Origin of the sequence: Pseudomonas putida, assembly GCF_050990305.1 — a bacterium.
Lineage (GTDB): Bacteria > Pseudomonadota > Gammaproteobacteria > Pseudomonadales > Pseudomonadaceae > Aquipseudomonas > Aquipseudomonas putida_AH.
In genome coordinates this window covers 33,688-58,053 of record NZ_CP158817.1, presented here as the reverse complement: position 1 = coordinate 58,053, position 24,366 = coordinate 33,688, and the positions used below count along the sequence as shown (strand labels likewise).

21 protein-coding genes are annotated in these 24,366 nt (G+C 59.6%); 11 read left to right on the top strand and 10 right to left on the bottom strand.

From position 1 onward, the window contains the following. Positions 1-139 precede the first annotated feature (139 nt). Positions 140-781 (bottom strand): ribosome biogenesis GTP-binding protein YihA/YsxC, encoded by a 642-nt coding sequence (gene yihA, locus ABTV22_RS00265; RefSeq protein WP_433737999.1) that lies wholly within the window; start codon positions 779-781, stop codon positions 140-142. 191 nt (positions 782-972) lie between these two features. Between yihA and ABTV22_RS00260 the strand changes: the two genes are divergently transcribed. From ABTV22_RS00260 to ABTV22_RS00230, 7 genes are all read left to right on the top strand, one after another. Beyond that, entirely contained in the window at positions 973-1,263 is a 291-nt protein-coding gene (locus ABTV22_RS00260; protein ID WP_110965590.1) for a c-type cytochrome, read from the top strand. A gap of 45 nt (positions 1,264-1,308) precedes the next feature. Then, entirely contained in the window at positions 1,309-1,938 is a 630-nt protein-coding gene (locus ABTV22_RS00255; RefSeq protein ID WP_433737998.1) for a c-type cytochrome, read from the top strand. A gap of 200 nt (positions 1,939-2,138) precedes the next feature. After that, the gene (dsbA, locus tag ABTV22_RS00250) at positions 2,139-2,780 is read left to right on the top strand and encodes a thiol:disulfide interchange protein DsbA (RefSeq protein ID WP_433737997.1); all 642 of its coding nucleotides are present in this window, start codon (positions 2,139-2,141) and stop codon (positions 2,778-2,780) included. A 14-nt stretch (positions 2,781-2,794) separates the two neighbouring features. Beyond that, complete coding sequence (locus ABTV22_RS00245) at positions 2,795-3,673, top strand: endonuclease/exonuclease/phosphatase family protein (RefSeq protein ID WP_433737996.1); 879 nt, start codon at positions 2,795-2,797, stop codon at positions 3,671-3,673. Continuing rightward, positions 3,670-5,676, top strand: a complete 2,007-nt coding sequence (locus ABTV22_RS00240; protein ID WP_433737995.1) for a diguanylate cyclase — start codon at positions 3,670-3,672, stop codon at positions 5,674-5,676. Before ABTV22_RS00245 ends, ABTV22_RS00240 begins: the two co-directional genes overlap by 4 nt. A 113-nt stretch (positions 5,677-5,789) precedes the next feature. Next, on the top strand, positions 5,790-6,569 hold the full coding sequence (locus ABTV22_RS00235) for an N-acetylmuramoyl-L-alanine amidase (RefSeq protein WP_433737994.1): 780 nt from the start codon (positions 5,790-5,792) through the stop codon (positions 6,567-6,569). Positions 6,570-6,644: 75 nt separating this feature from the next. After that, positions 6,645-8,258, top strand: a complete 1,614-nt coding sequence (locus ABTV22_RS00230) for an EAL domain-containing protein (protein WP_433737993.1) — start codon at positions 6,645-6,647, stop codon at positions 8,256-8,258. 6 nt (positions 8,259-8,264) lie between these two features. On the opposite strand, the gene ABTV22_RS00225 is transcribed toward ABTV22_RS00230, so the two are convergent. Further along, positions 8,265-10,055, bottom strand: a complete 1,791-nt coding sequence (locus tag ABTV22_RS00225; protein ID WP_433737992.1) for a KinB sensor domain-containing domain — start codon at positions 10,053-10,055, stop codon at positions 8,265-8,267. Between the two features lie 10 nt (positions 10,056-10,065). After that, entirely contained in the window at positions 10,066-11,412 is a 1,347-nt protein-coding gene (gene algB, locus ABTV22_RS00220; protein ID WP_433737991.1) for a sigma-54-dependent response regulator transcription factor AlgB, read from the bottom strand. A 432-nt stretch (positions 11,413-11,844) separates the two neighbouring features. Here algB and ABTV22_RS00215 point away from each other — a divergent pair, with 432 nt between their 5' ends. The 4 genes from ABTV22_RS00215 to ABTV22_RS00200 all read left to right on the top strand — a co-directional run bounded on the left by ABTV22_RS00215 (position 11,845) and on the right by ABTV22_RS00200 (position 15,984). Then, positions 11,845-12,132 (top strand): hypothetical protein, encoded by a 288-nt coding sequence (locus ABTV22_RS00215; protein WP_433737989.1) that lies wholly within the window; start codon positions 11,845-11,847, stop codon positions 12,130-12,132. An 83-nt stretch (positions 12,133-12,215) separates the two neighbouring features. Next, positions 12,216-12,380 carry a DUF1328 domain-containing protein gene (locus ABTV22_RS00210; protein ID WP_096514087.1) on the top strand — a complete coding sequence of 55 codons (165 nt, stop codon included), beginning with the start codon at positions 12,216-12,218 and terminating at the stop codon, positions 12,378-12,380. A gap of 844 nt (positions 12,381-13,224) precedes the next feature. Beyond that, positions 13,225-14,556 carry a glutamate/aspartate:proton symporter GltP gene (gltP, locus tag ABTV22_RS00205; protein WP_433737988.1) on the top strand — a complete coding sequence of 444 codons (1,332 nt, stop codon included), beginning with the start codon at positions 13,225-13,227 and terminating at the stop codon, positions 14,554-14,556. A 198-nt stretch (positions 14,557-14,754) separates the two neighbouring features. Further along, the gene (locus tag ABTV22_RS00200) at positions 14,755-15,984 is read left to right on the top strand and encodes a nucleoside recognition domain-containing protein (RefSeq protein ID WP_433737987.1); all 1,230 of its coding nucleotides are present in this window, start codon (positions 14,755-14,757) and stop codon (positions 15,982-15,984) included. A 118-nt stretch (positions 15,985-16,102) separates the two neighbouring features. Here ABTV22_RS00200 and ABTV22_RS00195 read toward each other — a convergent pair whose 3' ends face one another. From ABTV22_RS00195 to ABTV22_RS00165, 7 genes are all read right to left on the bottom strand, one after another. Next, positions 16,103-16,729 carry an ABC-type transport auxiliary lipoprotein family protein gene (locus tag ABTV22_RS00195; RefSeq protein WP_433737986.1) on the bottom strand — a complete coding sequence of 209 codons (627 nt, stop codon included), beginning with the start codon at positions 16,727-16,729 and terminating at the stop codon, positions 16,103-16,105. Continuing rightward, the gene (locus ABTV22_RS00190) at positions 16,726-17,664 is read right to left on the bottom strand and encodes an MlaD family protein (protein ID WP_433737984.1); all 939 of its coding nucleotides are present in this window, start codon (positions 17,662-17,664) and stop codon (positions 16,726-16,728) included. Before ABTV22_RS00190 ends, ABTV22_RS00195 begins: the two co-directional genes overlap by 4 nt. Position 17,665: 1 nt before the next feature. Next, on the bottom strand, positions 17,666-18,469 hold the full coding sequence (locus ABTV22_RS00185) for an ABC transporter ATP-binding protein (protein ID WP_433737983.1): 804 nt from the start codon (positions 18,467-18,469) through the stop codon (positions 17,666-17,668). Continuing rightward, positions 18,466-19,614: an MlaE family lipid ABC transporter permease subunit gene (locus tag ABTV22_RS00180; RefSeq protein ID WP_433737982.1), complete on the bottom strand. Its 1,149-nt coding sequence runs from the start codon at positions 19,612-19,614 to the stop codon at positions 18,466-18,468. Before ABTV22_RS00180 ends, ABTV22_RS00185 begins: the two co-directional genes overlap by 4 nt. Before the next feature lie 55 nt (positions 19,615-19,669). Then, complete coding sequence (locus ABTV22_RS00175; protein WP_433737981.1) at positions 19,670-20,698, bottom strand: DUF5924 family protein; 1,029 nt, start codon at positions 20,696-20,698, stop codon at positions 19,670-19,672. A 131-nt stretch (positions 20,699-20,829) separates the two neighbouring features. Continuing rightward, on the bottom strand, positions 20,830-22,257 hold the full coding sequence (locus ABTV22_RS00170) for a M16 family metallopeptidase (protein ID WP_433737980.1): 1,428 nt from the start codon (positions 22,255-22,257) through the stop codon (positions 20,830-20,832). A 168-nt stretch (positions 22,258-22,425) separates the two neighbouring features. Then, complete coding sequence (locus tag ABTV22_RS00165; RefSeq protein ID WP_433737979.1) at positions 22,426-24,084, bottom strand: Na/Pi cotransporter family protein; 1,659 nt, start codon at positions 24,082-24,084, stop codon at positions 22,426-22,428. Positions 24,085-24,366: the final 282 nt, after the last annotated feature.

The window sequence follows — 24,366 nt, the reverse complement described above, 5'->3', positions numbered from 1 at the left end:
CCCTTCGATGCTCCTATGTTGTGTTAAGTGTTGGCAGATATCTGGACCCCGCCCTAGCGGTCTAGAACTTGAACCCCGGAACTTCCCCCTCCCCATAGAAGTCCGGGGTTTTTTTTGTCTGCTGCTTTTGACTCAAGAGCTACTCGGCAGCCTCGGCGCCCTTATCCGCCAGCTCCATCCAGCCCGCCAATACAGTGTAGGCCTCTTCCAGCCCCATGCGTTTGGGCGCTGAAAACAGCTGAATCGTCACGCTATCGCCCCAGCCCTTGCGGATTTCCGCCTGAACCTTGAGCAACGTGTTCTTGGCTGCGCCATAGGTCAGCTTGTCTGCCTTGGTCAGCAGAATGTGCATCGGCATGCCGCTGGCAATGGCCCAATCGAGCATCAACAGGTCGAAGTCGGTCATTGGATGACGGATATCCATCATCAGAATCAGCCCCTTCAAACTCTCGCGACTGCCCAGGTACGCCTCCAGGTGACGCTGCCAGTGTTGCTTGAGCGGAATGGGTACTTTTGCATAACCGTAGCCCGGCAGGTCGACCAGACGACGTTCATCGTCTAGCTTGAAGAAATTCAACAGTTGCGTGCGCCCCGGCGTTTTCGAGGTTCGCGCCAGGCTGGCATGGGTCAGGGTGTTGAGCGCACTGGACTTGCCGGCGTTGGAACGCCCGGCGAAGGCGACTTCAAAACCTTCGTCGTCCGGACATTGGTCGACTTTGGCGGCGCTGAGCATGAAGGTGGACTGTTGGCACAGACCGAGGATGGGATTCTTGAGTTGCATGGGATTTCCGATGTGGGCGGCGCCGGGAATGGGCGCGGCAAGCAGTGTCGCTTCCGTTTCAGTGACGCCAGTATATAATGCCGCAGATTTTGTGTGCGCTTTGTCCCAGCGTAGGATGAAGTTCACGAGAGCGACAGACCTTGATTGCGCACTAGAACGCAGCACGCTCTCAACCCTGACAAGGTCGTTTTATGACGAAATGGCTGCTAGTTGCCGGTGTCTTGATGCCGCTTTACAGCGCTCAGGCTACACAGGATCCGGAAGCTGTGTACAACCGTGTTTGTGGTGCCTGTCATTCCGGCCAACTACCCATGGCGCCCAAAAGGGGCGATCAGGAAGCTTGGACGCCGAGGTTGGCGAAAGGTATGGAGACGCTGGTGCAACACGTGACCCAGGGTTTCAAGGCGATGCCGCCGCGTGGTTTGTGCATGGACTGCAGTGCCGAGGATTACCGAGCCATCATCCAGTGGATGAGCGAGTAAACCCGGCCCATAACTCTTAACCCTTAGCCGTAGTTGGATTAGCTGATGAACAAATTGATCGTGAGTCTGCTGTTGACCGTGGGAATCTCCGGCATTGCCCATGCTGCAGGTGAGCCAGCAAAACCTGGTGACGCCGCCGCAGGCCAGGCAAAAGCCGCCGTATGTGGCGCCTGTCATGGCCCGGATGGCAACAGCATGGCGCCTAACTTTCCAAAACTGGCGGGGCAAGGTGAACGCTACCTGACCAAGCAACTGCACGACATCAAGTCGGGCAAGCGCACCGTTCTGGAAATGACCGGTCTGCTGACCAACCTTAGCGATCAGGACCTGGCGGACATCGCCGCCTACTTCGCCAGCCAGAAAGGCAGCGTCGGTGCCGCCGATCCGAAGATCGTGGCTCGCGGTGAGGCCCTGTTCCGTGGCGGTGACCTGGCCAAGGGTCTGCCAGCCTGCACCGGCTGCCACTCGCCAAATGGCGCGGGCAACGCAGCTGCTGGCTTCCCGCACCTGGGCGGCCAACACGCTCAGTACGTTGCCAAGCAACTGACCGAGTTCCGCAAGGAAGAAGGCGGGCGCACCAACGATGGCGATACCAAGACCATGCAGACAATTGCCAAACGCCTGAGCGACGAAGACATCGCCGCAGTGTCCAGCTACATTCAGGGCCTGCACTAAGGCCCGCGGATCGGACGTTTCGCAAGACATAGATCTCTTGCAAAGTTAACGCTCGATTAATCCGTCTGAGCAAGTATAAAAAGGGTGGCTTTGGCCGCCCTTTTTTGTGGCCGCTGCCGTTACACTACAGAACTCAGGCCCGCCATGATCTGTCTGAAAACAGGTCACGCGAGGCGATAAAATTTGTCCAGGAGTAAAGCATGCGTAATCTGATCATCAGCGCCGCATTCGTCGCTGCCAGCCTGTTCGGCATGACTGCCCAGGCCGCCGAAGCCCCCGCCGCCCCTTACGTCGAACTGAGCAATCCGGTTCCGGTTGCCGTCCCAGGCAAGATCGAAGTGGTGGAGTTGTTCTGGTACGGCTGCCCTCACTGCTACGCCTTCGAGCCGGTGATCAATCCCTGGGTCGAGAAACTGCCGTCCGACGTCAACTTCGTCCGTATCCCTGCCATGTTCGGGGGCCCGTGGAACGCACACGGCCAAATGTTCCTGACCCTTGAAGCCATGGGCGTAGAACACAAGGTTCACGCTGCGGTGTTCAACGCGATTCAGAAAGAACACAAGAAGCTGACCGACAAAAATGAAATGGCGGATTTCCTGGCCACTCAAGGCGTCGATAAGGACAAGTTCCTGGCCACCTTCGACTCGTTCGCCATCAAAGGCCAAATCGTGAAGGCCACTGACCTGGCCAAGAAATATGAGATCACCGGTGTTCCAACCATGATCGTCAACGGCAAGTATCGCTTCGACGTGGGCTCTGCCGGCGGTGCCGAACAAGCCCTGCAACTGGCCGACAAACTGATCGACAAAGAGCGAGCAGCTAACAAGGCTGCCGCCAACTAAGGGCAGTACCCGCCATGCGCCGCTGGGGAACTGAACGTATCGTTGGCCTGCATGATCCGCGGGTCAACGAGCACCATCTGGAGTCGACGGGCCTGCCCGAAGACAGCCGTTTGCGCTTGCTCAGTTTCAATATCCAGGTCGGCATCAGTACCGAGCGCTACCGGCATTACCTGACCCGGGGCTGGCAGCACTTGCTGCCGCACACCGGGCGCGCCGACAACCTGCAGAAAATCGGCAATCTGCTGGGCGACTTCGATCTGGTCGCCTTGCAGGAGGCCGATGGTGGCAGTTTGCGCTCAGGCTATGTCAATCAAGTCGAACACCTGGCCCAACTCGGCGCCTTCCCCTACTGGTATCAACAACTCAATCGCAATCTCGGACGCCTCGGCCAGCACAGTAACGGCGTGCTGAGCCGCCTGCGCCCGTGGGCGATCGAAGACCACCCGCTGCCGGGACCAAAGGGCCGTGGGGCGATTCTGGTGCGTTTTGGTGAAGGTCCGGAAGCCATGGTGGTGGTCATGATGCATCTGGCGTTGGGCGCACGCGCACGCAGCATGCAATTGGCTTATATCCGCGAAGTGATTGGTGGCTATAAGCATCAGGTGCTGATGGGCGACATGAACACCCATGCCAGTGATTTGCTGCAACACTCGCCACTGCGCGACCTTGGCCTGCTCGCACCACAACTGGAAGCGACATTCCCCAGTTGGCGCCCGCAGCGCTGCCTGGACCATATTCTGCTGAGCCCCACCTTGACCCTTGAAAAGGTCGAGGTCTTGGCTCACCCCATTTCCGATCACCTGCCGGTCGCGGTAGAGATTCGTTTGCCGGGTTCGCTCACGGCCGACGCATTACCCGCGTTGAGTCCTGCCCATCGCGGAACCCCTGAATGAGCGACGAAGCACAGCGCTGGAAAGAGAAATACCTCAAAAGCATCGAACAACAGGAAAAGCTCGAACGTCGTTGGGACGCCCGCCTTGATCTGCTGCGTCGTGGGCTGGTGCGCAGCACCCTGGCGGCCGAAGGCACCGACCGCGCGGTTGATCAATGCATGAAGGAAATGCGCGAAGTCGTGCGCACCGACGACATGGACGCAGGCCTGGCCGCCCTGATCCCACGCCTGGAAAAAGCCGTGCTCGACTCCGAGCAGCGCCGGGAAACCCGCGTGAACCAGACCAGCGCGGCACTGACGGCGCTTGTCACCCAATTACAAACATTGCCGCTGCCTCGGGAAGTCAGCCGACCGCTGAAGCACTTCGCCAAACAGCTCGATAGCCGCGTCAGCCAGGCTCGCGAGATTCCGTTGCTGCTCAGCGAATTGAGTGGCCTTCAGGGCAAAGCCTTGAGTCAGGTGGAGAACCCGGCGGAACAGTCTCGCCCTGGCCTGTTGCAACGGCTGTTCGGCCAACGTGAAGCCGATGGCGCAACCACTCCGGTCGCTCTCGTCACCGAACAAATCCAAGTCGCAACGTCTTGCGAAGCCGGCCCGGTGCCGATTGCCGATACCTTGCCCGCGATCACCGAACCGACACCGGCCGTTGATGAGCCGCATGTCGACGATCCAGCCCTGGCTGTCGTGAGTGTCGAGCCATCATCTGACCCGTTGGCCCCCCCTGCTGCGCCCGATCTGCCGCTAACGAAGCCTGCCCCGCTCCTCGAAGCGCAGGGCAAACCGAATGAGGCCGAAGGACTGGTAACACCTGTCGAGGCACCCGAACTCCCGACAGTGCCGGCAATCAACCCCGATGAGTTGATACCCGCCGATCCACTACCAGCGCCTTCAGGCCTGACTGAACTGCGTGCGTCCGAGCATGACATGCTCTACGCCCTTCCGGACTCTCCCGAACCGTCCTACAGTTCGGTGGCCAAGCATATCGAAGACACATTGTTGGGCTTGCTTGACGATTTGACGCTCCCCGAGCGTCATCGCCCGCAAGCGGAGTCGATGCGCAATCGCCTGAAAAACGGCTTGAATTGGTATGAATTGCTGCCGATCCTCGACGATCTGGCGACCTTGATGCTAGCCATCTCGGACAGCGGCCAGCATGAGTTCGAAGCGTACCTGCAACATCTCAACGTACGCCTGGAGTCATTCCAGAGCAATCTGCAAGCCGCCAGCGCGGGTCACGCCGACAACCGTTCCGCCGCAGAGGCCATGGATACGCAGATCCGCGAACAGGTCGATGGTCTACAGACCAGCATGCACGAGGCGGCCGATCTGGACGATCTCAAGCTCATCCTGGAAAACCATCTCGAAGGCCTGCTCGGCACCATGGACCAGCACCGCAAGCAGCGTGACGAGCGCGAGCAAGAGGTCGCAGGCCGCCTGCAAAGCCTGGCGGAGCGCGTGGCTCACATGGAACAGGAAGCCCTTGGTTTTCGCGAACACCTTGAAGAACAGCGCCAAAAAGCCTTGATCGATCCATTGACTGGACTGCCCAATCGCGCGGCCTGGAGCGAGCGGCTGGACCATGAAATAGGTCAATGGCAACAACACGGCAACACGCTGATGCTGGCCATGCTCGACCTTGATCACTTCAAGCGGATCAACGATAACTATGGTCATCTGGCGGGTGACAAAGTGCTGAAAATCATCGCCACCGTGCTACGCAAGCGTCTGCGTGGGACGGATTTCATTGCCCGGTTTGGCGGCGAGGAGTTTGTACTGCTGCTGCCATCCACAGTGCCTGCGGCCGGCATGAAACTGCTGGAGCATTTGCGGGCCTCGATCGAAGCTTGCCCGTTCCACTTCAAAGGTGAACCCGTGACGATCACTATTTCCATGGGGCTGACGGCGTTCAAACCAGGCGAGCATAGCGATATGGTGATCAAAAGAGCCGATCAGGCGCTCTATCGTGCAAAAAATGCAGGGCGAAACCGGGTGGAGCTCGGCTAGAAGCTGGCGGCGGGCCAATTGTTCCATTTTGTTTAAAACTTCGCGATTGCCCTCCGCTGACAAGGCAGTACGTTACACTGTTGCATTACTGTCTCGCGTGTATTCCTCTCGCCATGAAATTTTTCGCTCTCATCGTCTCGCTGCTGGTACTGGCCGGTTGTGCCAGTGGCCCCCGCTATGACACAAGCCACCCATCAGCCAATCACGACAGCCGCATCCAGTTCGTGGTGCTCCACTACACCTCCGCCTCGCAGGAACGCTCGCTCCAGCTGCTGACCCATGGCGAGGTCAGCGCCCATTACCTAATTGGCGACGACCAGAAAGCGACCATCTACAAACTGATGGATGAAAACCTGCGGGCCTGGCACGCAGGAGACAGTCAATGGCAGGGACGGACCTGGATGAACTCCAGCTCTATCGGCATCGAAATCGTCAACCCTGGCTTCAAGGACACCCCGACCGGACGCCTCTGGTATCCCTATAGCGAAGCGCAGGTCCAGTCCCTCATCGTCCTGCTCAAGGACATCAGTAAGCGCTACACCATCAGCCCTCGCAGCTTCGTCGGTCATAGTGATATCGCACCGTTGCGCAAACTCGATCCGGGGCCGCTGTTTCCCTGGAAACGCCTGGCTGAGCAAGGTATCGGTATCTGGCCCAACGAGCAGGCCGTGGCGCGACAGCAGCAACGGTTCGAACAGCAGCTACCGAGCATCAGTTGGTATCAGGCACAGCTGGCCCATGTTGGCTATGACACACCGCAGACCGGTGAACTGGATGTCGCCACGCGCCATGTCATTGCCGCCTTCCAGATGCATTTTCGACCGTCCCGTTTCGATGGCACGCCGGATGCGCAAACGGCGGCGCTGCTTCAGGTACTGAATCAGACAAAATAGTGACGGCCGCTCGACGGTCCGCGCGCATTGTCCAACCAGCAGCTATAACTCATTGGTAATCGTCGGATAATCCATATGGCTGCTGCTCGAGAGACATTCCGTAGCTGGTTCTATCGCCCCTGGTTCCTGGCGATGATGGCGGCTGTCCTGAGCGCAATACTGCTGATGACGGGCAGCCTATTCATCGCTCTGCACCAACTCGAGCAAAATGAAAGCCAGGAAATGAACGCGCAGGGCGAACGCTTTCTCGCTCGCCTGGAGCAATTGTTCGGACAATTGCGAGAAAGCCTTGACGATCTGGAAGCCCAGCCTTTACGCGTTTGCAATGACGAAATGGTCGCGACATTGCAGCAGGTCAGCTTCAATTATCGCTTCGTCTACGAAGCCGCTTACATGGATGCCTCGCGGATTTGCTCCAACCGCCCCCGCCAGGAGGGGTTGTCGCTGAGACGACCACCGGACATCCAGGGCCCCACCTACAGCTACTGGCTAAACACCACCACCGAGCCCGATGAAAACCGTGCCGCCCTCATGCTCGGACGTGGCAATTTTCGCGTCGCGACGTCGCGCGGGCATTTGACCGATATGGTCGATCTTTCACCGGGAAGCAGCCTGCTGGTGGTCCTGGATCACGGCACGCGGGCGATTCCGGTCCTGGGCGTGGCACAGTCCTGGCCGCCGACCGGACACTGGCCGCCAAAAAGCCGTGACGCACTGCAAGTCACCCAGACCCGTTTGATTTACCGTATGCCCACCGACAACCCCGAATACCAACTGGTGTTGATCAGCCCGCGCGGCGGCCCCCATATACCGCCCGTGTGGTGGTGGCTATTGCCGGTTTGCCTGGGATTGGCCCTGTGCGTCGGATTTCTAGTGTTTCTGCTGGTGCGCCAGCGGCAATCCCTGGATGCCGAACTGACTGGCGCCATACGCCGTGGCGAATTGCAGGTGCTGTATCAACCGATCTTCGACCTCGACAGCCGCAACTGCGTCGGGGCGGAGGCCTTGCTCCGCTGGCGACGGCCGGACGGCTCGCTCACCAGCCCTGACCTGTTCATTCCAATGGCGGAAAACACCGGGCAAATCCGCCAGATGACGGATTTCGTCCTGCAACGCCTACTGGAGCAACTGGGGCAATTGCTGCGGGCCAACCCCCAACTGTACATCTCGGTGAACCTGGCAGCCTGTGATGTGATGGTGCCGCGTATCGGCCAGGTGATGGCCCGCCTGCTGACGCTGCATCGGGTCGCCGCCCGACAGATTGCGTTCGAAGTCACCGAGCGCGGGCTGATCGATGTGGTCGTCGCCCGGGAAAACCTGCAAGCCTTGCGCGATGTCGGGCATCAAGTTCTGATCGATGACTTTGGCACCGGCTATTGCAGCCTGGCCTACCTGCAGACGCTGCCGGTGGATTGCCTGAAAATAGACAAGGCTTTTATCGATGCACTTGGTCATGACGCCGCCAGTAGCGGTGTCGCCCCGCACATCATCCACATGGCGCAGTCACTGCACCTGAAGGTGATCGCCGAAGGCATTGAGCATGAAGCCCAGGCGGCGCTGCTGAGCAGTGAAGGCGTGAAATTCGGCCAGGGCTGGTTGTTCGCCCATGCATTGAGTGCCGTACAGTTCATTGAACTGATTACCCGCGGCCGCCGATTGACCAATCGACGCCTGGATGATGAAGCGTAAAAGCCGCTACACCGTCAACGTCATGTAGAACTGCGTGCCCTGCCCCGGCCGCGAATAAACCCCCATCCGCCCGCCGTGCAGTTGCACGATCTCCTTGCACAACGCCAGACCGAGCCCGGCCCCGCCCTTCTTGCGACCGACCTGCACAAAGGGTTCGAAGATGCGCCCCTGTTGCCCGTACGCAATACCTTCACCGTTATCTTCAACGCTGATGATCACCCGTTCGCCATGACGGCGGGCCTGCAAGCGTATGAGCCCACCGGCTGCGGTATGACGCAGCGCGTTGTCGATAAGGTTGTCGAGCACTCGGTCTAGCTGCGGTTGATCGGCCTGCAAGCGCGGCAACGGCCCCTGTACCTCCACCAACAACTCGATGCCCTTCTCTTCGGCACCGCCGGCAAAACGCATCTGTGCCTGCTCCAGTAAATCCTCGATGGAGCACGGCGCCAGGTTCAATTTCTGCAACCCGTTCTGATAACGCGAGAAATTCAGCAAATCATTGATCAACTGCATCAAACGCTGCATTTCTTCGTTCACCGTGTCCAGCAGATCGGCTTCACGGGAGTCCGGGGCGAAGTGCGCACGCTCGCGGAACAGACCGAACGCCATGTGCATGCCGGTCACCGGCGTACGCAGCTCATGGGAAGCACGCAACACGAATTCGCTGCGAACCCGCTCAAACGCGCGCTGCTCTGTGACGTCATGCAAGACCATGACCGCCCCGAGGATGTGACCCTGGGTATGAATGACCGGCGTCAGGCTGAAGGTCAGGAGCCGTGTCTCACCGTCGACCTCAATGCTCAAATCTTCCGGTGCCCTTTCCAGCGTGCCCCCGCGAAGAACCAATTGCAGCTGCTCATCGAGCTCAGGACGCAGCAGCGCCGCGCCCAACCCCTGGCCGACCCGATCGTCGTCCCATCCCAACTGGCGCTGCGCCACGGGGTTGAGGTGCTCCAGATGCCCCTGGCGATCGATCATCAGCAAGCCGTCGTCGATGCTGTCGAGCACAGCTTGCAGTCGCTGCTGGCCCGCCAGCAGTTCATCGACATTAGTGGCCTGATGCTCGCGCAAAGCCTCGGCCATGATCCCGAAACGCCGGGTCAACTGGTTCAGCTCGACTGCCGAGGATACTGGGAGGGTGACATCGAAATTGCCTTGGCCGATGTGGTCGGCTGCCTTCGCCAGGGCTTCGATGGGCTCACCGAAGCGACGGGCGATGGCATGGGCGGTCACGAAGCCGATGATCAACACCGCCAACCCGACCAGGCCCAGCAGCCCGGCAATCAACAAGGCACGTTCACGGGCCTGACGCTCGGTATCGTTAATGTTATCCAGCGCGCGCTTGTGCTCGGCAATCAAGCCATTGCGCAGCGCATTGAATTTTTCGGTGAGTTCGTCGTTGCCGCTCAGGACATGGGTGGTATCGGGCGACACTTCATAGGCCTTGATAAAACTGAGGTAGTCCGCCTTGGCTTTCTTGAAGCCGCTTTCACTGCCGACGTCTGCCGGCTCTTGGGCGATGCCTTGATCCAGCAATTCGAAATAGCGCTGCTTGGACGCTTCGAAGGCCGAGGAGTTGGGTTGCTCGCTGAGCATAATGATCAACTGGTCGCCCAATGTTTGACGCAACTTGAGCCCGATATCCAAGGTGACGAAGTTATTGCGCACCAACGCTTCCTGGCTCCCGGCCATCTGCATCACGCTGACCAATCCGAGCAACAGCCCGAGCAGCGCGACTGTGATCAGCGCGGAAATACTCAGGAACAGCCGGGTCCGCAACTTCATCGCCAGCTTCATCGGCGGCGGCTCACAAGTTGTACTGTTTGCGTTTGCGGTACAGCGTCGACGCGTCGATGCCCAGGGTCTTGGCGGCTTGATCCAGCGTGCCGGCGGTCGCGAGAACCGCGCCGATATGCGCTTTTTCCAGCTCATCCAGGCTCAACGCAGCACCGATGCGCGGTGCATTGTTAACGGGGGTTTCGGCCATGCCCAAATGGCTGATCTCCACCCGCTCCTGCGGACAAATGATGCTCGCCCGCTCCACCACGTTGCGCAGTTCGCGAATGTTCCCCGGCCAGCGATAACCCAACAGCGCTTCTCGTGCCTCATCGCTGAACCCCCGGGCCGGGCGTGCGTACTCTTTGACGAAGCGTGCCAGAAAGCGGTCGGCGAGATTCAGGATGTCCTCCCTGCGTTCGCGCAAGGGTGGCAGGTGCAAAGTGATGACGTTCAGGCGATAGAGCAGGTCTTCGCGGAAGCGACCGTCACGAACCATGTCCTCAAGGCTCTGGTTGGTCGCCGCGAGAATACGTACGTCCGCGCGGCGGGTGACCGGGTCGCCCACACGCTCGTATTCTTTATCCTGGATGAATCGCAGCAACTTAGGCTGCAAAACCAATGGAAAATCGCCGATTTCATCGAGAAACAACGTGCCGCCATCGGCCTGATTGACACGACCCAGGGTGCTTTCGCTGGCCCCGGTGAACGCGCCACGACTGTGGCCGAACAATTCGCTTTCCATGAGTTCGGCAGTCAGCGACGGGCAGTTGATGGTGATGCAGGACTTCTTCGCTCGTTTACTCCAGCCGTGAATGGCCTGGGACAGCTCGCCTTTACCGGTGCCGGACTCCCCGAGGATCAGGATGTTGGCATCGGTGATGGCAACCTGGCGGGCCGTTTCGAGCACGACTTTCATGGCCGGGCTGTGGGAGTCCAGGCCATCCCTGGGTTTACGAACTTCGCCTTCCAGCGCCTCCAGGCGCGCCGACAATTGCCGCACTTCCAACTGCTTGGCGGTGGCCAGGCGCAACTGATCAGGACTGCACGGTTTGACTAAATAGTCGGCGGCACCGGCCTGAATCGCATCGACGGCGGTGTCCACGGCCGAGTGCGCGGTGACGATCACTACGCGCATCCAGGGCGCTTGAATGCGCATCTGGGCCAATACGTCCAAGCCATTGTCTTCACCCAGGCGCAAATCGAGGAAGCACAGATCAAAGACTTGGCGTTGCAGCAAGGCATCGGCTTGCGCGGCGCTGTTGGCCGTCGCCACGCTGTAGCCTTCGTCTTCGAGGCAATAGCGGAAGGTTCGCAGGATAGCGGACTCATCGTCCACCAGAAGAATACGGCCTTGATGCTCAGTGGCTGATTCCATTTTCCTACGCTCCTTAACGAATGATCTTGGTTAGTCCCGGAAAAATCGGGCAAGTTGCATGGTTCATTCTGATCCATTCCCGTCATGGCAGGGAGAAATCTCCCGACCCGACGGTCTTCGCCTGATTTTGTGAGCCTCTTATAGATAGCTTCTTTTCAGACGAAGGATCACGTCCCTTTCTGACAGCTGCGCCCTCTTCTCAATTCAAAAATATTGCAACGGCAGCCTCGCCGATCGTGCATTACGCACGACCGCGTCGGGAGCCATCGTGCAGGATGCGTCCACAGAGCTTTTTCACTAGAGAACAACTAATTGATTAATAAAGGTTTTTTTGCATAAAAAACCTGGCATGCACGCTGCAATAGCCTGAGTAACGCAGGGCAAAAACCAAACGCCCTCAACCCAATGACCCCGCGTGGGAGGAGCTTCAGGATGAATCGCCAACGTGCCACCCCATTGCATCTCTCGCCACTGCATCTCCAGCAAGGCGTGTTCGCCGTCCTGGCGCTGCTGATCACCTTGATCGGCGGCCAACAGTTTCTTCGCTGGGAACAGAGTCAGCAGCAAGAAGGGCCAAGCATGTCGTTTCAACACCCGATCCAAACCCACTTCAGCGCTGCCGGCCCCAGCATGGCTGACAGCGCTTCGATGCGAATGATGGACGTTGACCAACACCAGGCGCTGGAAGACATGCCCCGCCGGGAACGTTGGGTGTTCTAGATAAACAGTCTTGGCGCCCAAGGCGCCCGGAAACGCGGCACCTTTAAGCAATACCTCTAAATAGAAGCGTAAGGAGAATCACCATGTTGAGCTGGGCTATCACCTTCCTGATCATTGCCATCGTCGCGGCCGTCCTGGGCTTCGGTGGTATCGCCGGCACCGCCACGGGTATCGCCAAGATTCTCTTTGTCGTATTCCTGGTGATGTTCATTGCTTCCTTCTTCTTTGGCCGTCGCGGTCGAAGCTGAACATGAGCGTTAGGGTAAAGACACTGGCAGCCGCCCTGCCGTTGGGCGGCAGTGCCACGTGAATCCTGGTCAGGTTTAGTAAAGAAAGAAGAACGCCAGCCAGGACAGCAGATGAATTGAAGTGGGTGTTGAACACGAATCCAGAAAGAAGCGCATTGCTTCTTTCCTTTGCGCCCACCCGAGGAAGGCCGGCGCATGACCAAGGGGTCGGGACGTTCTGCCTGTTTCAGGGGCGGAGTGACCTACGGGTACAGGGAGTGCCTGCGCAAGGGCCGGGTCAGGAAAGCTGCGACGCAAGTTCGCCGGTCAATCAAGACTCGACGAACTTGCGAAGAGCTTGTTCGCGCAAAGCGCTGACTCAGAGCACCCCATTCGTTTTCCCCCTCCCCCGACAATCTTCCCTCGCCCGCCACGGAAAATGAATTTCCCAGTGCTTCCCAGCGACCGTATATCGAGAAATATTGGCCGTTTTTTGCCGTAATTCCTTCTCCCGCACGCTGGGATTTTCCCGAAAATCTCTTGCGTTCTCACTGATCAAAAAACAAGCAATCTTCGCTGTGATGGCCGGTTCACGGCACTTATGCCTGCCGAAATGTCACATTCGAACCGTTTGCGACGTCGCTTTCAGTGAAAAAACCTCATGCCGATTCGGCATAGGGTAGGCGTTTACGGCATTAGACGTCGCTTCCTTGCATCGGAATAGTTGCGCCTTTTTTCGCCTGCCAGAGAGCCATCAACAAGCGCTCCGGGGCTCCTTATACGGGGGCAGATGCACACGACTTTTTCGCCACAAGCGGACCAGGTCGCGCATCTGCCCGAGTCAAACTGAAGTAAGGGTAAAGATATGAAGAAGGCAAAGCTTAGCCTCGCCTGGCAGATCCTCATCGGTCTGGTATTGGGGATTGCAATCGGTGCGCTGCTCAACCATTTCAGTGCCGAGAAAGCCTGGTGGATCAGCAACGTCCTGCAACCGGCAGGCGATATCTTTATCCGTCTGATCAAGATGATCGTGATCCCGATCGTCATTTCCTCGCTGATCGTCGGCATCGCGGGCGTCGGTGACGCAAAGAAGCTGGGGCGCATTGGTCTGAAGACCATCATCTACTTCGAAATCGTCACGACCATCGCCATCGTCGTCGGTCTGGTGCTGGCCAACGTGTTCCACCCGGGCTCGGGCATCGACATGAGCACCCTGGGTACCGTGGACATCTCCAAGTACAAGGCGACCGCAGCCGAAGTTCAGCATGAGCATGCGTTCATCGAGACCATCCTCAACCTGATCCCGTCGAATATCTTCGCGGCCATGGCCCGCGGTGAAATGCTGCCGATCATTTTCTTCTCCGTGCTGTTCGGCCTGGGTCTGTCGAGCCTGCAAGCGGATATGCGCGAACCGCTGGTGAAGATGTTCCAGGGCGTGTCGGAAGCCATGTTCAAAGTCACCCACATGATCATGAACTACGCCCCGATCGGTGTGTTCGCCCTGATCGCGGTGACCGTGGCCAACTTCGGCTTCGCCTCCCTGCTGCCGCTGGCGAAACTGGTGGTCCTGGTTTACTTCGCCATCGCCTTCTTCGCCTTCATGGTGCTGGGCCTGGTCGCTCGCCTGTTTGGTTTCTCGGTGATCAAGCTGATGCGCATCTTCAAGGATGAGCTGGTACTGGCCTACTCCACCGCCTCCTCCGAAACCGTGCTGCCGCGCGTGATCGAGAAGATGGAAGCCTATGGCGCACCGAAAGCCATCTGCAGCTTCGTGGTGCCGACCGGTTACTCGTTCAACCTCGACGGTTCGACCCTGTACCAGAGCATCGCGGCGATCTTCATCGCCCAGCTGTACGGCATCGACCTGTCGATCAGCCAACAGCTGCTGCTGGTGCTGACCCTGATGGTCACCTCCAAAGGCATCGCCGGTGTACCGGGCGTGTCCTTCGTGGTGCTGCTGGCCACCCTGGGCAGCGTGGGTATCCCGCTGGAAGGCCTGGCGTTCATCGCCGGTGTCGACCGCATCATGGACATGGCCCGTACCGCGCTGAACGTGATCGGCAACGCCCTGGCCGTACTGGTCATCGCGCGCTGGGAAGGCATGTACGACGACGCCAAGGGCCAGCGCTACTGGAACTCCCTGCCGCACTGGCGCAGCAAAGAGAAGCTGCCGGCTGGCCAAGCTTCCAAAAACTGATACTCCCCTCATAGGAGCGAGGCTTGCCTGCGAATGGGACGCCTCGGTTTATCAGTCAAACCGCATTGTCGTTGTTCGCGGGCAAGCCTCGCTCCTACAGGCGGTCTTTGCGAATCCAACCAAACCCCGGAGAAATCCGGGGTTTGTCGTTTCTGGCCACCCCGCTATCATTCGAGCATCTTTTGGGGGATTTGACTGATGCTCAATGGCCTGTGGCTTGGCTTCTTCATCGTGGCCGCCGTGTCGGCGCTGGCGCAATGGCTGGTCGGCGGCAACGCCGGGATCTTCGCGGCGATGGTGGAAAGCATCTTCGCCATGGCCAAGCTGTCGGTCGAGGTCATGGTGTTGCTGTTCGGCACCCTCACCCTCTGGCTAGGCTTTTTGCGCATCGCCGAGAAAGCCGGGATCGTCGAATGGCTGGCCAAGGCCCTTGGCCCACTGTTTCTGCGTTTGATGCCGGAGGTTCCGCCCGGTCACCCCGCCATCGGCCTGATCACCCTCAACTTCGCCGCCAACGGCCTGGGCCTGGACAACGCCGCCACGCCGATCGGCCTAAAGGCCATGAAGGCACTGCAAGAGCTCAACCCCAGCGACACCATCGCCAGTAATGCGCAGATCCTGTTCCTGGTGCTCAACGCTTCCTCCCTGACCCTGCTGCCGGTGACGATTTTCATGTACCGCGCCCAGCAAGGTGCGCCCGACCCCACCCTGGTGTTCCTGCCGATCCTGCTGGCCACCAGTTGCTCGACCATTGTCGGTTTTCTCTCTGTCGCCTTCATGCAACGGCTACGGATCTGGGATCCAGTGGTGTTGGCCTATCTGATTCCCGGTGCCCTCGCCCTTGGCGCTTTCATGGCGTTGCTGGCAACCCTTTCGTCTACCGCCCTGGCCGCTTTGTCGTCGATCCTCGGCAATCTGACGCTATTCGGGATCATCATGCTGTTTCTGGTGATTGGCGCGTTGCGTAAGGTGAAGGTCTACGAGGCCTTCGTCGAAGGCGCCAAAGAAGGCTTCGACGTGGCGAAGAACCTGCTGCCGTACCTGGTGGCAATGCTCTGTGCGGTGGGCGTACTTCGGGCTTCCGGGGCACTGGATTTCGGCCTGGACGGGATTCGTCACTTCGTGGAATGGGCCGGTTGGGACACACGCTTCGTCGACGCGCTGCCGACGGCGATGGTCAAGCCCTTCTCGGGCAGCGCCGCCCGGGCGATGCTGATCGAGACGATGAAAACCTCAGGTGTGGACAGCTTCCCGGCACTGGTCGCGGCGACCGTTCAGGGCAGTACCGAAACCACGTTCTATGTGTTGGCGGTGTATTTCGGCGCGGTGGGCATTCAGCGTGCGCGGCATGCGGTGGGGTGTGCGTTGTTGGCGGAGCTGGCCGGTGTGCTGGGCGCCATCGGGGTCTGCTACTGGTTCTTCGGTTGATTCTGAAATTTATCGCGGGCAAGCCTTGCTCCTACAGGATTGGGGCATTTGCACATTTTTGAACACCCTCCCGATCCTGTAGGAGCAAGGCTTGCCCGCGATAAGGTCCGCAGGACCTTCAAGGTCTAGGCGGCGGCGCGAATTTCTGCCCTTGCCCAACCGCCCAAGCCACCACCTGCGCCGTCAGCTGATCACTGGCCTGGCCGAACCCGGCCACCACTGCAGGCACCTTCACATCAGTCAATGGCTGGCGCACTTCAAAGCGTTTACTGGCAAGCAGGCGTTGGTCATACCCACGCACCAGGAGTGCATCGAACCTTACGACGACGCTGGCGGCAGCCCCTTGATACTCCGCCTGAAACGCCTGCAAGCTGCCGCCCAATTCCAGGTCGGCCTGGAAGTTGCTGTCGTCGGTGCTGAGCAACGTCACCCGACCATCGCGCTGGAAACCATCCAGCAATCGATTACGCAGCAGCACCGGTGCCGGGTCGCTCCAGCGCGATCCCTTGTAGCTGCTGATCACATCGCCCTGAGGAATTACGGCAATGTCCGGGCGGTTCAATGCCTCGCTGGTTTGGGGTTTGTTCAGGCGCAATGACCAGCGCTGCGACGTGGATGGGCTGGCCGATGCGCTGCTTTGCGCCGATGGCAATCGATAGATTTCAAACGGCTCGGGTTTGGGCAGGATCGAGCACGCGCCGATCAGTGTGAAGCTGGCGAGGAGGGCGAGGGCAGTCAGCTTCATGGGGTGAATTCCTTGTGCTTGTCGCTGCCCAGGAGGTAACCGCCGGGGTCAGCTTCAAGGCGTCGAGAGATGGCGCGCAGCGAGGTCAGTGTTTCGCGAAGCTCACGCACCGCTGGGGCCAGGCCATTGAGGCCTTGCATGCCGCTATTGAGCGAGTCCTGATTGGCAATGATCAGCTTGTTGATCGTCGCGCTGCTCTGTTCCAGGGACTTCATGGCCTGCTCGGCACTGCCCATCATCTGCTTGCCATGGTCATTGAGCAGCCCGTTGGCATTGCGCATCAACGCCGACGTCTGCTCCAGCATAGTGCCGGCCTGTTTGCTGATCGAAGCCAATTGCTGCATCGCCTGGCGTATATCTTCGCGCTGGTCGGCGATAGTGCCGGTAGTGACATCCAGATGTTCGAGGATCTTGCTGACATGTTCGATGTTCTGCTCTGAAAACATCTGGTTGGCGTTCTGCATCAGCGTGCTTACACCGGACATGAACTCATTGCTGTCATTGATTAATCGAGCAATGGGCGAGGGCTTGGCGATGATCACCGGCAACTTGCCACCCTTGCCTTTGAGCGTCGGACTCTGCGGCGTGCCGCCACTGAGCTGGATGATCGACGTCCCGGTAACGCCGGTCAGCGCCAGCTTGGCCTGAGTATCTTCCTTGACCGGCGTATCGCCGGCCAGGCGAATTCGTGCCAGCACCCGGCGCGGGTCTTCCGGGTCCAGGCTCAACGACACCACGTCGCCGACCTTGATCCCGCTGTACTGCACGGAGCTGCCGTTGGACAGGCCGCTGACCGCTTCGTTGAACACCACTTCGTAATCCTTGAACTCAGTGTCGACGCTGGACTTGGCCAGCCACAGGCCGAAGAGCAGGGCGCCTGCCACCACAATCACGGTGAACAGGCCGATCAATACATGATGGGCTCGGGTTTCCATGTCAGACCTCGTTGAGCTGTTGGGCGGCACTCAGCGCCGCGCGGCCGCGAGGGCCATGGAAGTATTCGTGAATCCACGCATCGTCAGTTTCCGAGACGACATCGATGGCATCAGCCACCAGCACCTTCTTCTGCGCCAGCACCGCCACCCGGTCGGTGATGGTGTAGAGCGTGTCGAGGTCGTGGGTCACCAGAAATACACTGAGCCCCAAGGCATCGCGCAGGGTCAGGATCAATTGGTCGAAGGCGGCGGCGCCAATCGGATCGAGGCCGGCGGTGGGCTCGTCGAGGAACAGGATGTCCGGGTCCAGCGCCAATGCCCGCGCCAGCGCCGCACGCTTGATCATGCCGCCGGACAGGGACGCGGGGTATTTGTCTGCCGCCGACAGCGGCAAACCGGCCAGGGCCATTTTCACCGCCGCCAAGTGCTCGGCGTCATCGCGGCTCAGGCCGGCATGCTCAATGAGGGGCAGGGCGACATTCTCGGTCACGGTCAGCGAAGAGAACAGGGCGCCTTTCTGGAACAGCACGCCGAAGCGCCGTTCCACCAGCGAGCGTTCGTGCTCAGGCAAACCCGGCAGGTTTTTACCGAAGACCTTCACCATGCCCTCGCTGGGCTGGCGCAAGCCGACGATGCTGCGCAACAGCACCGACTTGCCGCTACCGGAGCCGCCGACCACGGCCAGAATCTCGCCTTTGTACAAATCCAGATCAAGGTTTTCATGAACGCTCTGGCGACCGAAGCGATTGCACAGCCCACGGACTTCGATCACCGCCTCGGCGGGCGCTCGGGGTATACGTCTCACCAACTGATCTCCATGAAAAACAGTGCGGCCACGGCGTCGAGTACGATCACCACGAAAATCGACTGCACCACGGCGGAGGTGGTGTGTGCGCCAACGGACTCGGCGCTGCCGCTGACCTTGAAGCCTTCGAGGCAACCGATGGCCGCGATCAGGAAGGCAAACACCGGTGCCTTGATCATGCCCACAAGAAAGTGTTGAACGCCGATGTTCGATTGCAACAGTGACAGGAACATTGCCGGAGATATGTCCAGGGACACCGCGCAGACCAGGGCACCCCCGACAATCCCCGACACCATCGCCAGAAAGGTCAACATCGGCAACGCCACCAGCAATGCCAGGACCCGCGGCACTACCAGCAGCTCCATGGGATCGAGGCCCAGGGTGCGGATCGCATCGATTTCTTCGTTGGCCTTCATCGAGCCGATCTGCGCGGTGAAGGCACTGGCGGTTCGCCCGGCCATCAGGATCGCCGTCAGCAACACTGCGAACTCACGCAGGAAGGAGAACGCCACCAGATGCACGGTAAACACCGTGGCACCAAAGTTGGCCAGTACCGTCGCCCCGAGAAATGCCACCACGGCGCCCACCAGAAAGGTCAGCAAGGCAACGATTGGCGCGGCATCGAGGCCGGTCTGTTCGATGTGCGCAACCATTGGCGTGATCCGCCAGCGCTTCGGGCGAAACAGGCCGCGGACAATGGTTTCCAGGATCAGGCCAACGAAACCCAGCAGTTGCAGAGTGTCCTGCCAGACCGTGTCCACCGCGCGGCCAATGCGGGTCAGCAATTGTATGCCGACGCTGATTTCCGGCTCCTTGATCGGCACACAGAAATCGGTCAGCGAACAATAGATCGTTTGCAGTAGAGCGCGGTCGGCGGCCGAGAGAGTGCAATCGGGATGTTCGGCGGAGCGGCCCAGGCGTTCGGAACCCAATAGCTCCACCAGCAGCGACGCACCGGCGGTATCGAGCGCGCCAAGGCCATTGAGGTCGATGCGGGTGCTGTCGTCGTATTGACCTTCGAGATTGTCGCTCACCCGCTTGAGGTCGGCGTAATGGGCGAGCGTCCAGTCCCCCGTCACACGTATCTGGGGCGGGGTTTGCGAGGTGTCCAGCCGGGCATTGCCGGCCACTGTGTCGCTGGTCATAAGCTCCGTGCTTTTTCGGCTATTTACGCTGACCTACGTAATAGCACGAACCGCTCTACTTTTCTTTGATCGGTGTGCTGTCGGTGATCTGGAACCGCAACACGCCGATGACCTGGCCGTCTTCGGTCAGTACCCGGACCTGCCACTTGCCGACGGGGTTGCCTGGGAAATTCTGCTTGTGGGTCCAGGCACGATAGCCTTCCTTGCGCCCACCGTGGATGTCCAGCGCAATGCGGTCGACCTCTTTACCGTTGAACTGCCAGACGTGATAAATCCGCTCGTCGAGGCCACGCGGGGCGTTGATGGCGGTGTAGGCGTACAGCCCGTCGGCACGGATCTGCGCGGCGCTGACTTCCTCCAGGCTCTTGCCGGGGGTGCGGTCCTGCAATTGCGTGCTGATGGCCACGTCGGTCATCCACAGCGTCGCCGGTGGTACCCACGACCGCAGCACCCAACCCACGCCGCCGATGCCGATGGTGATGCTCAGGATTGCCAACGCGTTGCGTACGGTACGAATCGGGAAGATCGACGCCAGGCTCGGGAACGACAGCAACACCGCAATGCCCAGTGCCCATTTGAAGCTTTGCGAGGTGGTGAGGTGCATGATCACCGGCAACGCGGTGAGCAGGGCGGCGAACAGCGTCAGGGTGTGCAGCGCCAGGAACGCCCAGCGCCGTGGCGCCAGCCACTTGTAGTACAACGGATCGATGATGGAAATCAGCGCCGCGATGCCCAACAACCCGGTGAAGAACAGTTGGCCACTGTTCCAGGTGGTGGTGATGAAGAAGAACGGCAGGACGAAGAACAGGCTTTCCTGATGAATCATCTGCGTTGCGTAACGCAACAAGGGTTGGGGAATTTCCCGCTTGAAGACTTTGGTGAACAGCTGGGTCAGGCTGTTTTCCAGCATCAGCCAGACCCAACTGATCAGCATGATGGTGGTGATCCAGCTCGCGAGCCCCTGCTGACGATCCACCAGAATGAAACTGCCGACCCCGGAGATAAAACCACCGAGCGCAATGACCCCAGGGTAGCGCTTCATCAGTTCGAGGATGCGCTGTACGAAAAGGGTCAGGGTCGGCATTCGGCGGTTCACAGTAGTCGTAGGAAAAATCCTCGACAGGGTACCGCTGGCGGTGCGGTGTGGCGAGGCCCACGGTCACCAATGCGCGTCTCTTTTTTTGTAGGAGCCGGCTTGCTGGCGATAGTGGCGCCTCAGTCGCCATCAGGGTTGAATGACGCGCCGTCATCGTCAGCAAGCCGGCCCCTACCTCTGTGGTGAACGCGCCAAGCCACCAGGCTCAGTACGATCAAACCCACCCCCCCGGCAATCAGCCACAGCACCTGATCATCACCAAGCAACGGTTTCTCGATCCGTATGTAACCCGGTTGCAGGAGCAATTCGCGCATGGCCTTGTTGGCTTCGGCCAGGGTCACCGATTGCAGTTCCCTGGCCGGATTGGCGAAACGGCCGTCCTCGTAGTCACCGATGGCGCTCCAGTAGTAATCGGCCAGCGCACTGTTGCCCTGCACCGCCCAGGACTGGCGAGCAATGGCCGCCTGCTTGAGGCGGTTGAAGGTCTCGACGTTCAGGCCATCCTTGAGCAATTGGGCCTTCAATTCCTCCAACACCTGTTGCGCCTTGGCCACATCGCCTCGCTCAAGATCCGCATTCAGGCTCATGAAGCCCACACCGCCGAACACCTCGCGCTCGGCCCACGGCCCATAGGACAAACCATACGCCAGACGCAACTGGCGATAGAGCGCCCAATCCAGATAGTCCTTGAGCAGGTCGAAGGTCTGGTCGTGCTGATCCTCCAGCACGGGCTCCGGCACCAGCCAGTGCAGCTTGGCCCCATCGCCGACAAAACCGCGAATCAGGCTGCGCTCGTGGGCGGCGCTGGCCTGAATTTGCGGGAGCGCCGGGTGTGCGGTGGGTTCGATCGGTTTCAGCCCGCCATAGGTGCGATCCAGATAGGCCGGCAACAAACGGTCAAGATCGCCGACCACGATCAACGTCATGTTGTTGGGCGCGTACCAATCCTTGCGCACTTTCTCCAGTTGCTCACGGGTCAGATGATCAACCTCCGCGCGCTCGGAGCACTTGAGACCCAATTCGACGGCCAATTGATTGCTGGCGGTGTGCCCCAGGTCCTGGCGATCCAGCCAGCGTTGCAAATGGGAGTAATGACCGCCGTCTTCGCGCTCGACCACTTGCTTGGCGGCGTTGATGGCGTTGTCATCGAATTGGGTCTGGGTCAGCAACGCCAGCAGTAGGTCGAGGACCTTGCGCTGGTTTTTTGCCGGGGCTTCGATCACGAAGGTGGTATCAGCATTACTGGTGTAGGCGTTCCATTCGCCGCCCAGCGCTTGCATGCGCTCCTCCAGGCCACCTTCGCCACTGGCGTCGATACCGCTGAACAACAGATGTTCGAGCAAGTGGGGCAGTTCTTTCTCGGTACAGCCAAAATCATCGATACCGACGCCGATCACCAGTCGAATCGCCACGTGCCCACGCTCCGCACCAGGCTTGAGCAGCAATTGCAGACCGTTGCGCAGGGTGTAGCCCTCGACCTGGAAGCGATCCAGGGCAAGCGAGGGCAACGAGCCAAGCAGCAGACAGGCGAACAACAGGCAACGCATAACGAGCTTCCAGGCAACCAATCGGAGATCTGTGTCGTCCTTTAGACCGCTATCGCGGGCAAGCCCGCTCCCACAGTGTGGTGCACTCGGACCTGTGGGAGCGGGCTTGCCCGCGATGACGGCATTAAGGCTGAATCCATGTTACTGACTGATCGCAACACCAGACGTTCAAGGCGAATGCGTAATGTCAGCCAAATCGTCGGCCATCAGCGCACCGGTTTCCGACGTTTCCAGCACCACATAAGCACTGCTGCAAAACAGCGAATTCAGACGCTTCATATCGGCGATCAGTTCCAGGTGCAGGGAACTGGTCTCGATACTCTGCACAATCTTACGTTGCAAACGGCTGACATGCGCATGAGCCAGACGGCGTTCCTGTGCACGAAAGCGACGTTTCTCACGCAACAACTGCCGGGCGCTTTCCTTGTCGGCACTGAGGAACACCGACAGTCCCAGCCGCAGATTGGCAATCAATTGACCCTGCAACCCCGCCAGTTCTTCCAGGCCCACCTCGGAAAACGAGCGGCGCTGAGCAGTTTTCTGCTGCTGGACCTTGCGCAGCATGCGCTCGATCAGGTCGCTGGCGAGTTTCAGGTTAATCGCCAGCTCGATGATTTCGGCCCAGCGCCGGCTGTCCTGGTCACTGAGGTCTTCCCTGGGCATCTGCGCCAGATACAGCTTGATCGCGCTGTAGAGCGATTCAACGTCATCCGTCAGGCGACGCACTTCCTGGGTGACGGCCGATTGTTTACCGTGCAACACGTCCTGCATGGCTTCGAGCATGTTGTCGATCAGGTCACCCATGCGCAGGGTTTCCCGGGCGGCGTTGGCCAACGCGAGACTGGGCGTGACCAACGCAGTCAAATCAAGGTGTCGGGGTTTGGCCGTGCCATTGGCTTGTGGACGCTCCGGCAGCACCCAGGCACAAAACCTGGCCATCGGCCCGACAGTGGGCAGCAGGATCAGGCAGCGTGCGGTGTTGTAGAGCAGGTGGAAGCCGATGACCATTTCCTGTGGGCTGAAATCCAGGCTGTCGATCCAGTGCACCAGGGGGCCGAGCACCGGAATGATCAGCAATAGGCCTATCAGCTTGTACAACAGACTGCCCAGCGCCACCTGACGGCCGGCAGCGTTCTGCATGCTGGTGCTGAGGAACGCCAGCACGCCGCTGCCGATATTGGCGCCGATGACCAGCCCGAGGGCCACCGGCAGGCCGATCACCTTGGCGCCGGCCAGGGTCGCCGTCAGCAGCACCGCTGCCAGGCTGGAGTAGGAGATCATGGCGAACAGCGCCCCCATCAGGGCATCAAGCAGGATGTCGCCGGTCAGCGAGGCAAAGATCACCTTGACCCCTTTGGCATGGGTGATCGGTGCCGCCGACTCGACGATCAGTTGCAGCGCCAGAATGATCAACCCCAGGCCGATCGCGACGCGCCCCATCTGACCCAGGCGGGTCTGCTTGCGTGACAGGAAGAAAATAACCCCAATGAAAATCAGCAGCGGCGACAGCCAGGACAGGTCGAAGGTCAGCACCCGCGCCATTAGCGCCGTACCGACATCGGCCCCGAGCATGGTCGACAGTGCCGGGGTCAATGCCATCAGGCCTTGACCGACGAAGGAGGTCACGAGCATCGCCGTGGCGTTGCTGCTCTGGACCATCGCTGTCACCGCAATCCCCGACAGGAAAGCCAGCCAGCGCTTGGACATGTTGCGGCCAATGACATGGCGCAAGTTGGAGCCGTAGACCCGCAGGATGCCGGTTCGGACGATGTGCGTGCCCCAGATCAACAAGGCCACGGCTGAGAGCAAATTGAGCAGGGTGAGCATGACGGCCCCCTGTGGTGGTAGCGCCCCAAAGGAGCAAGTTGACGGTACCGCGACGTTCTACGTTTTGTACTTAAGCTGTAGTTGGCTAACGGTCTGGGCGCCAGCATCGCATAGCTAAAGGCGTGTTTGAAACAAAACGGTCATGAAAACCGCTTCATGCAGGCATGAAAAAGGGGCCCGAAGGCCCCTGAAACAACTGTGGGAGCGAGCCTGCTCGCGAAAGCGGTGTGACAGGCAGCATTGATGTTGGCTGACACTCCCTCTTCGCGAGCAGGCTCGCTC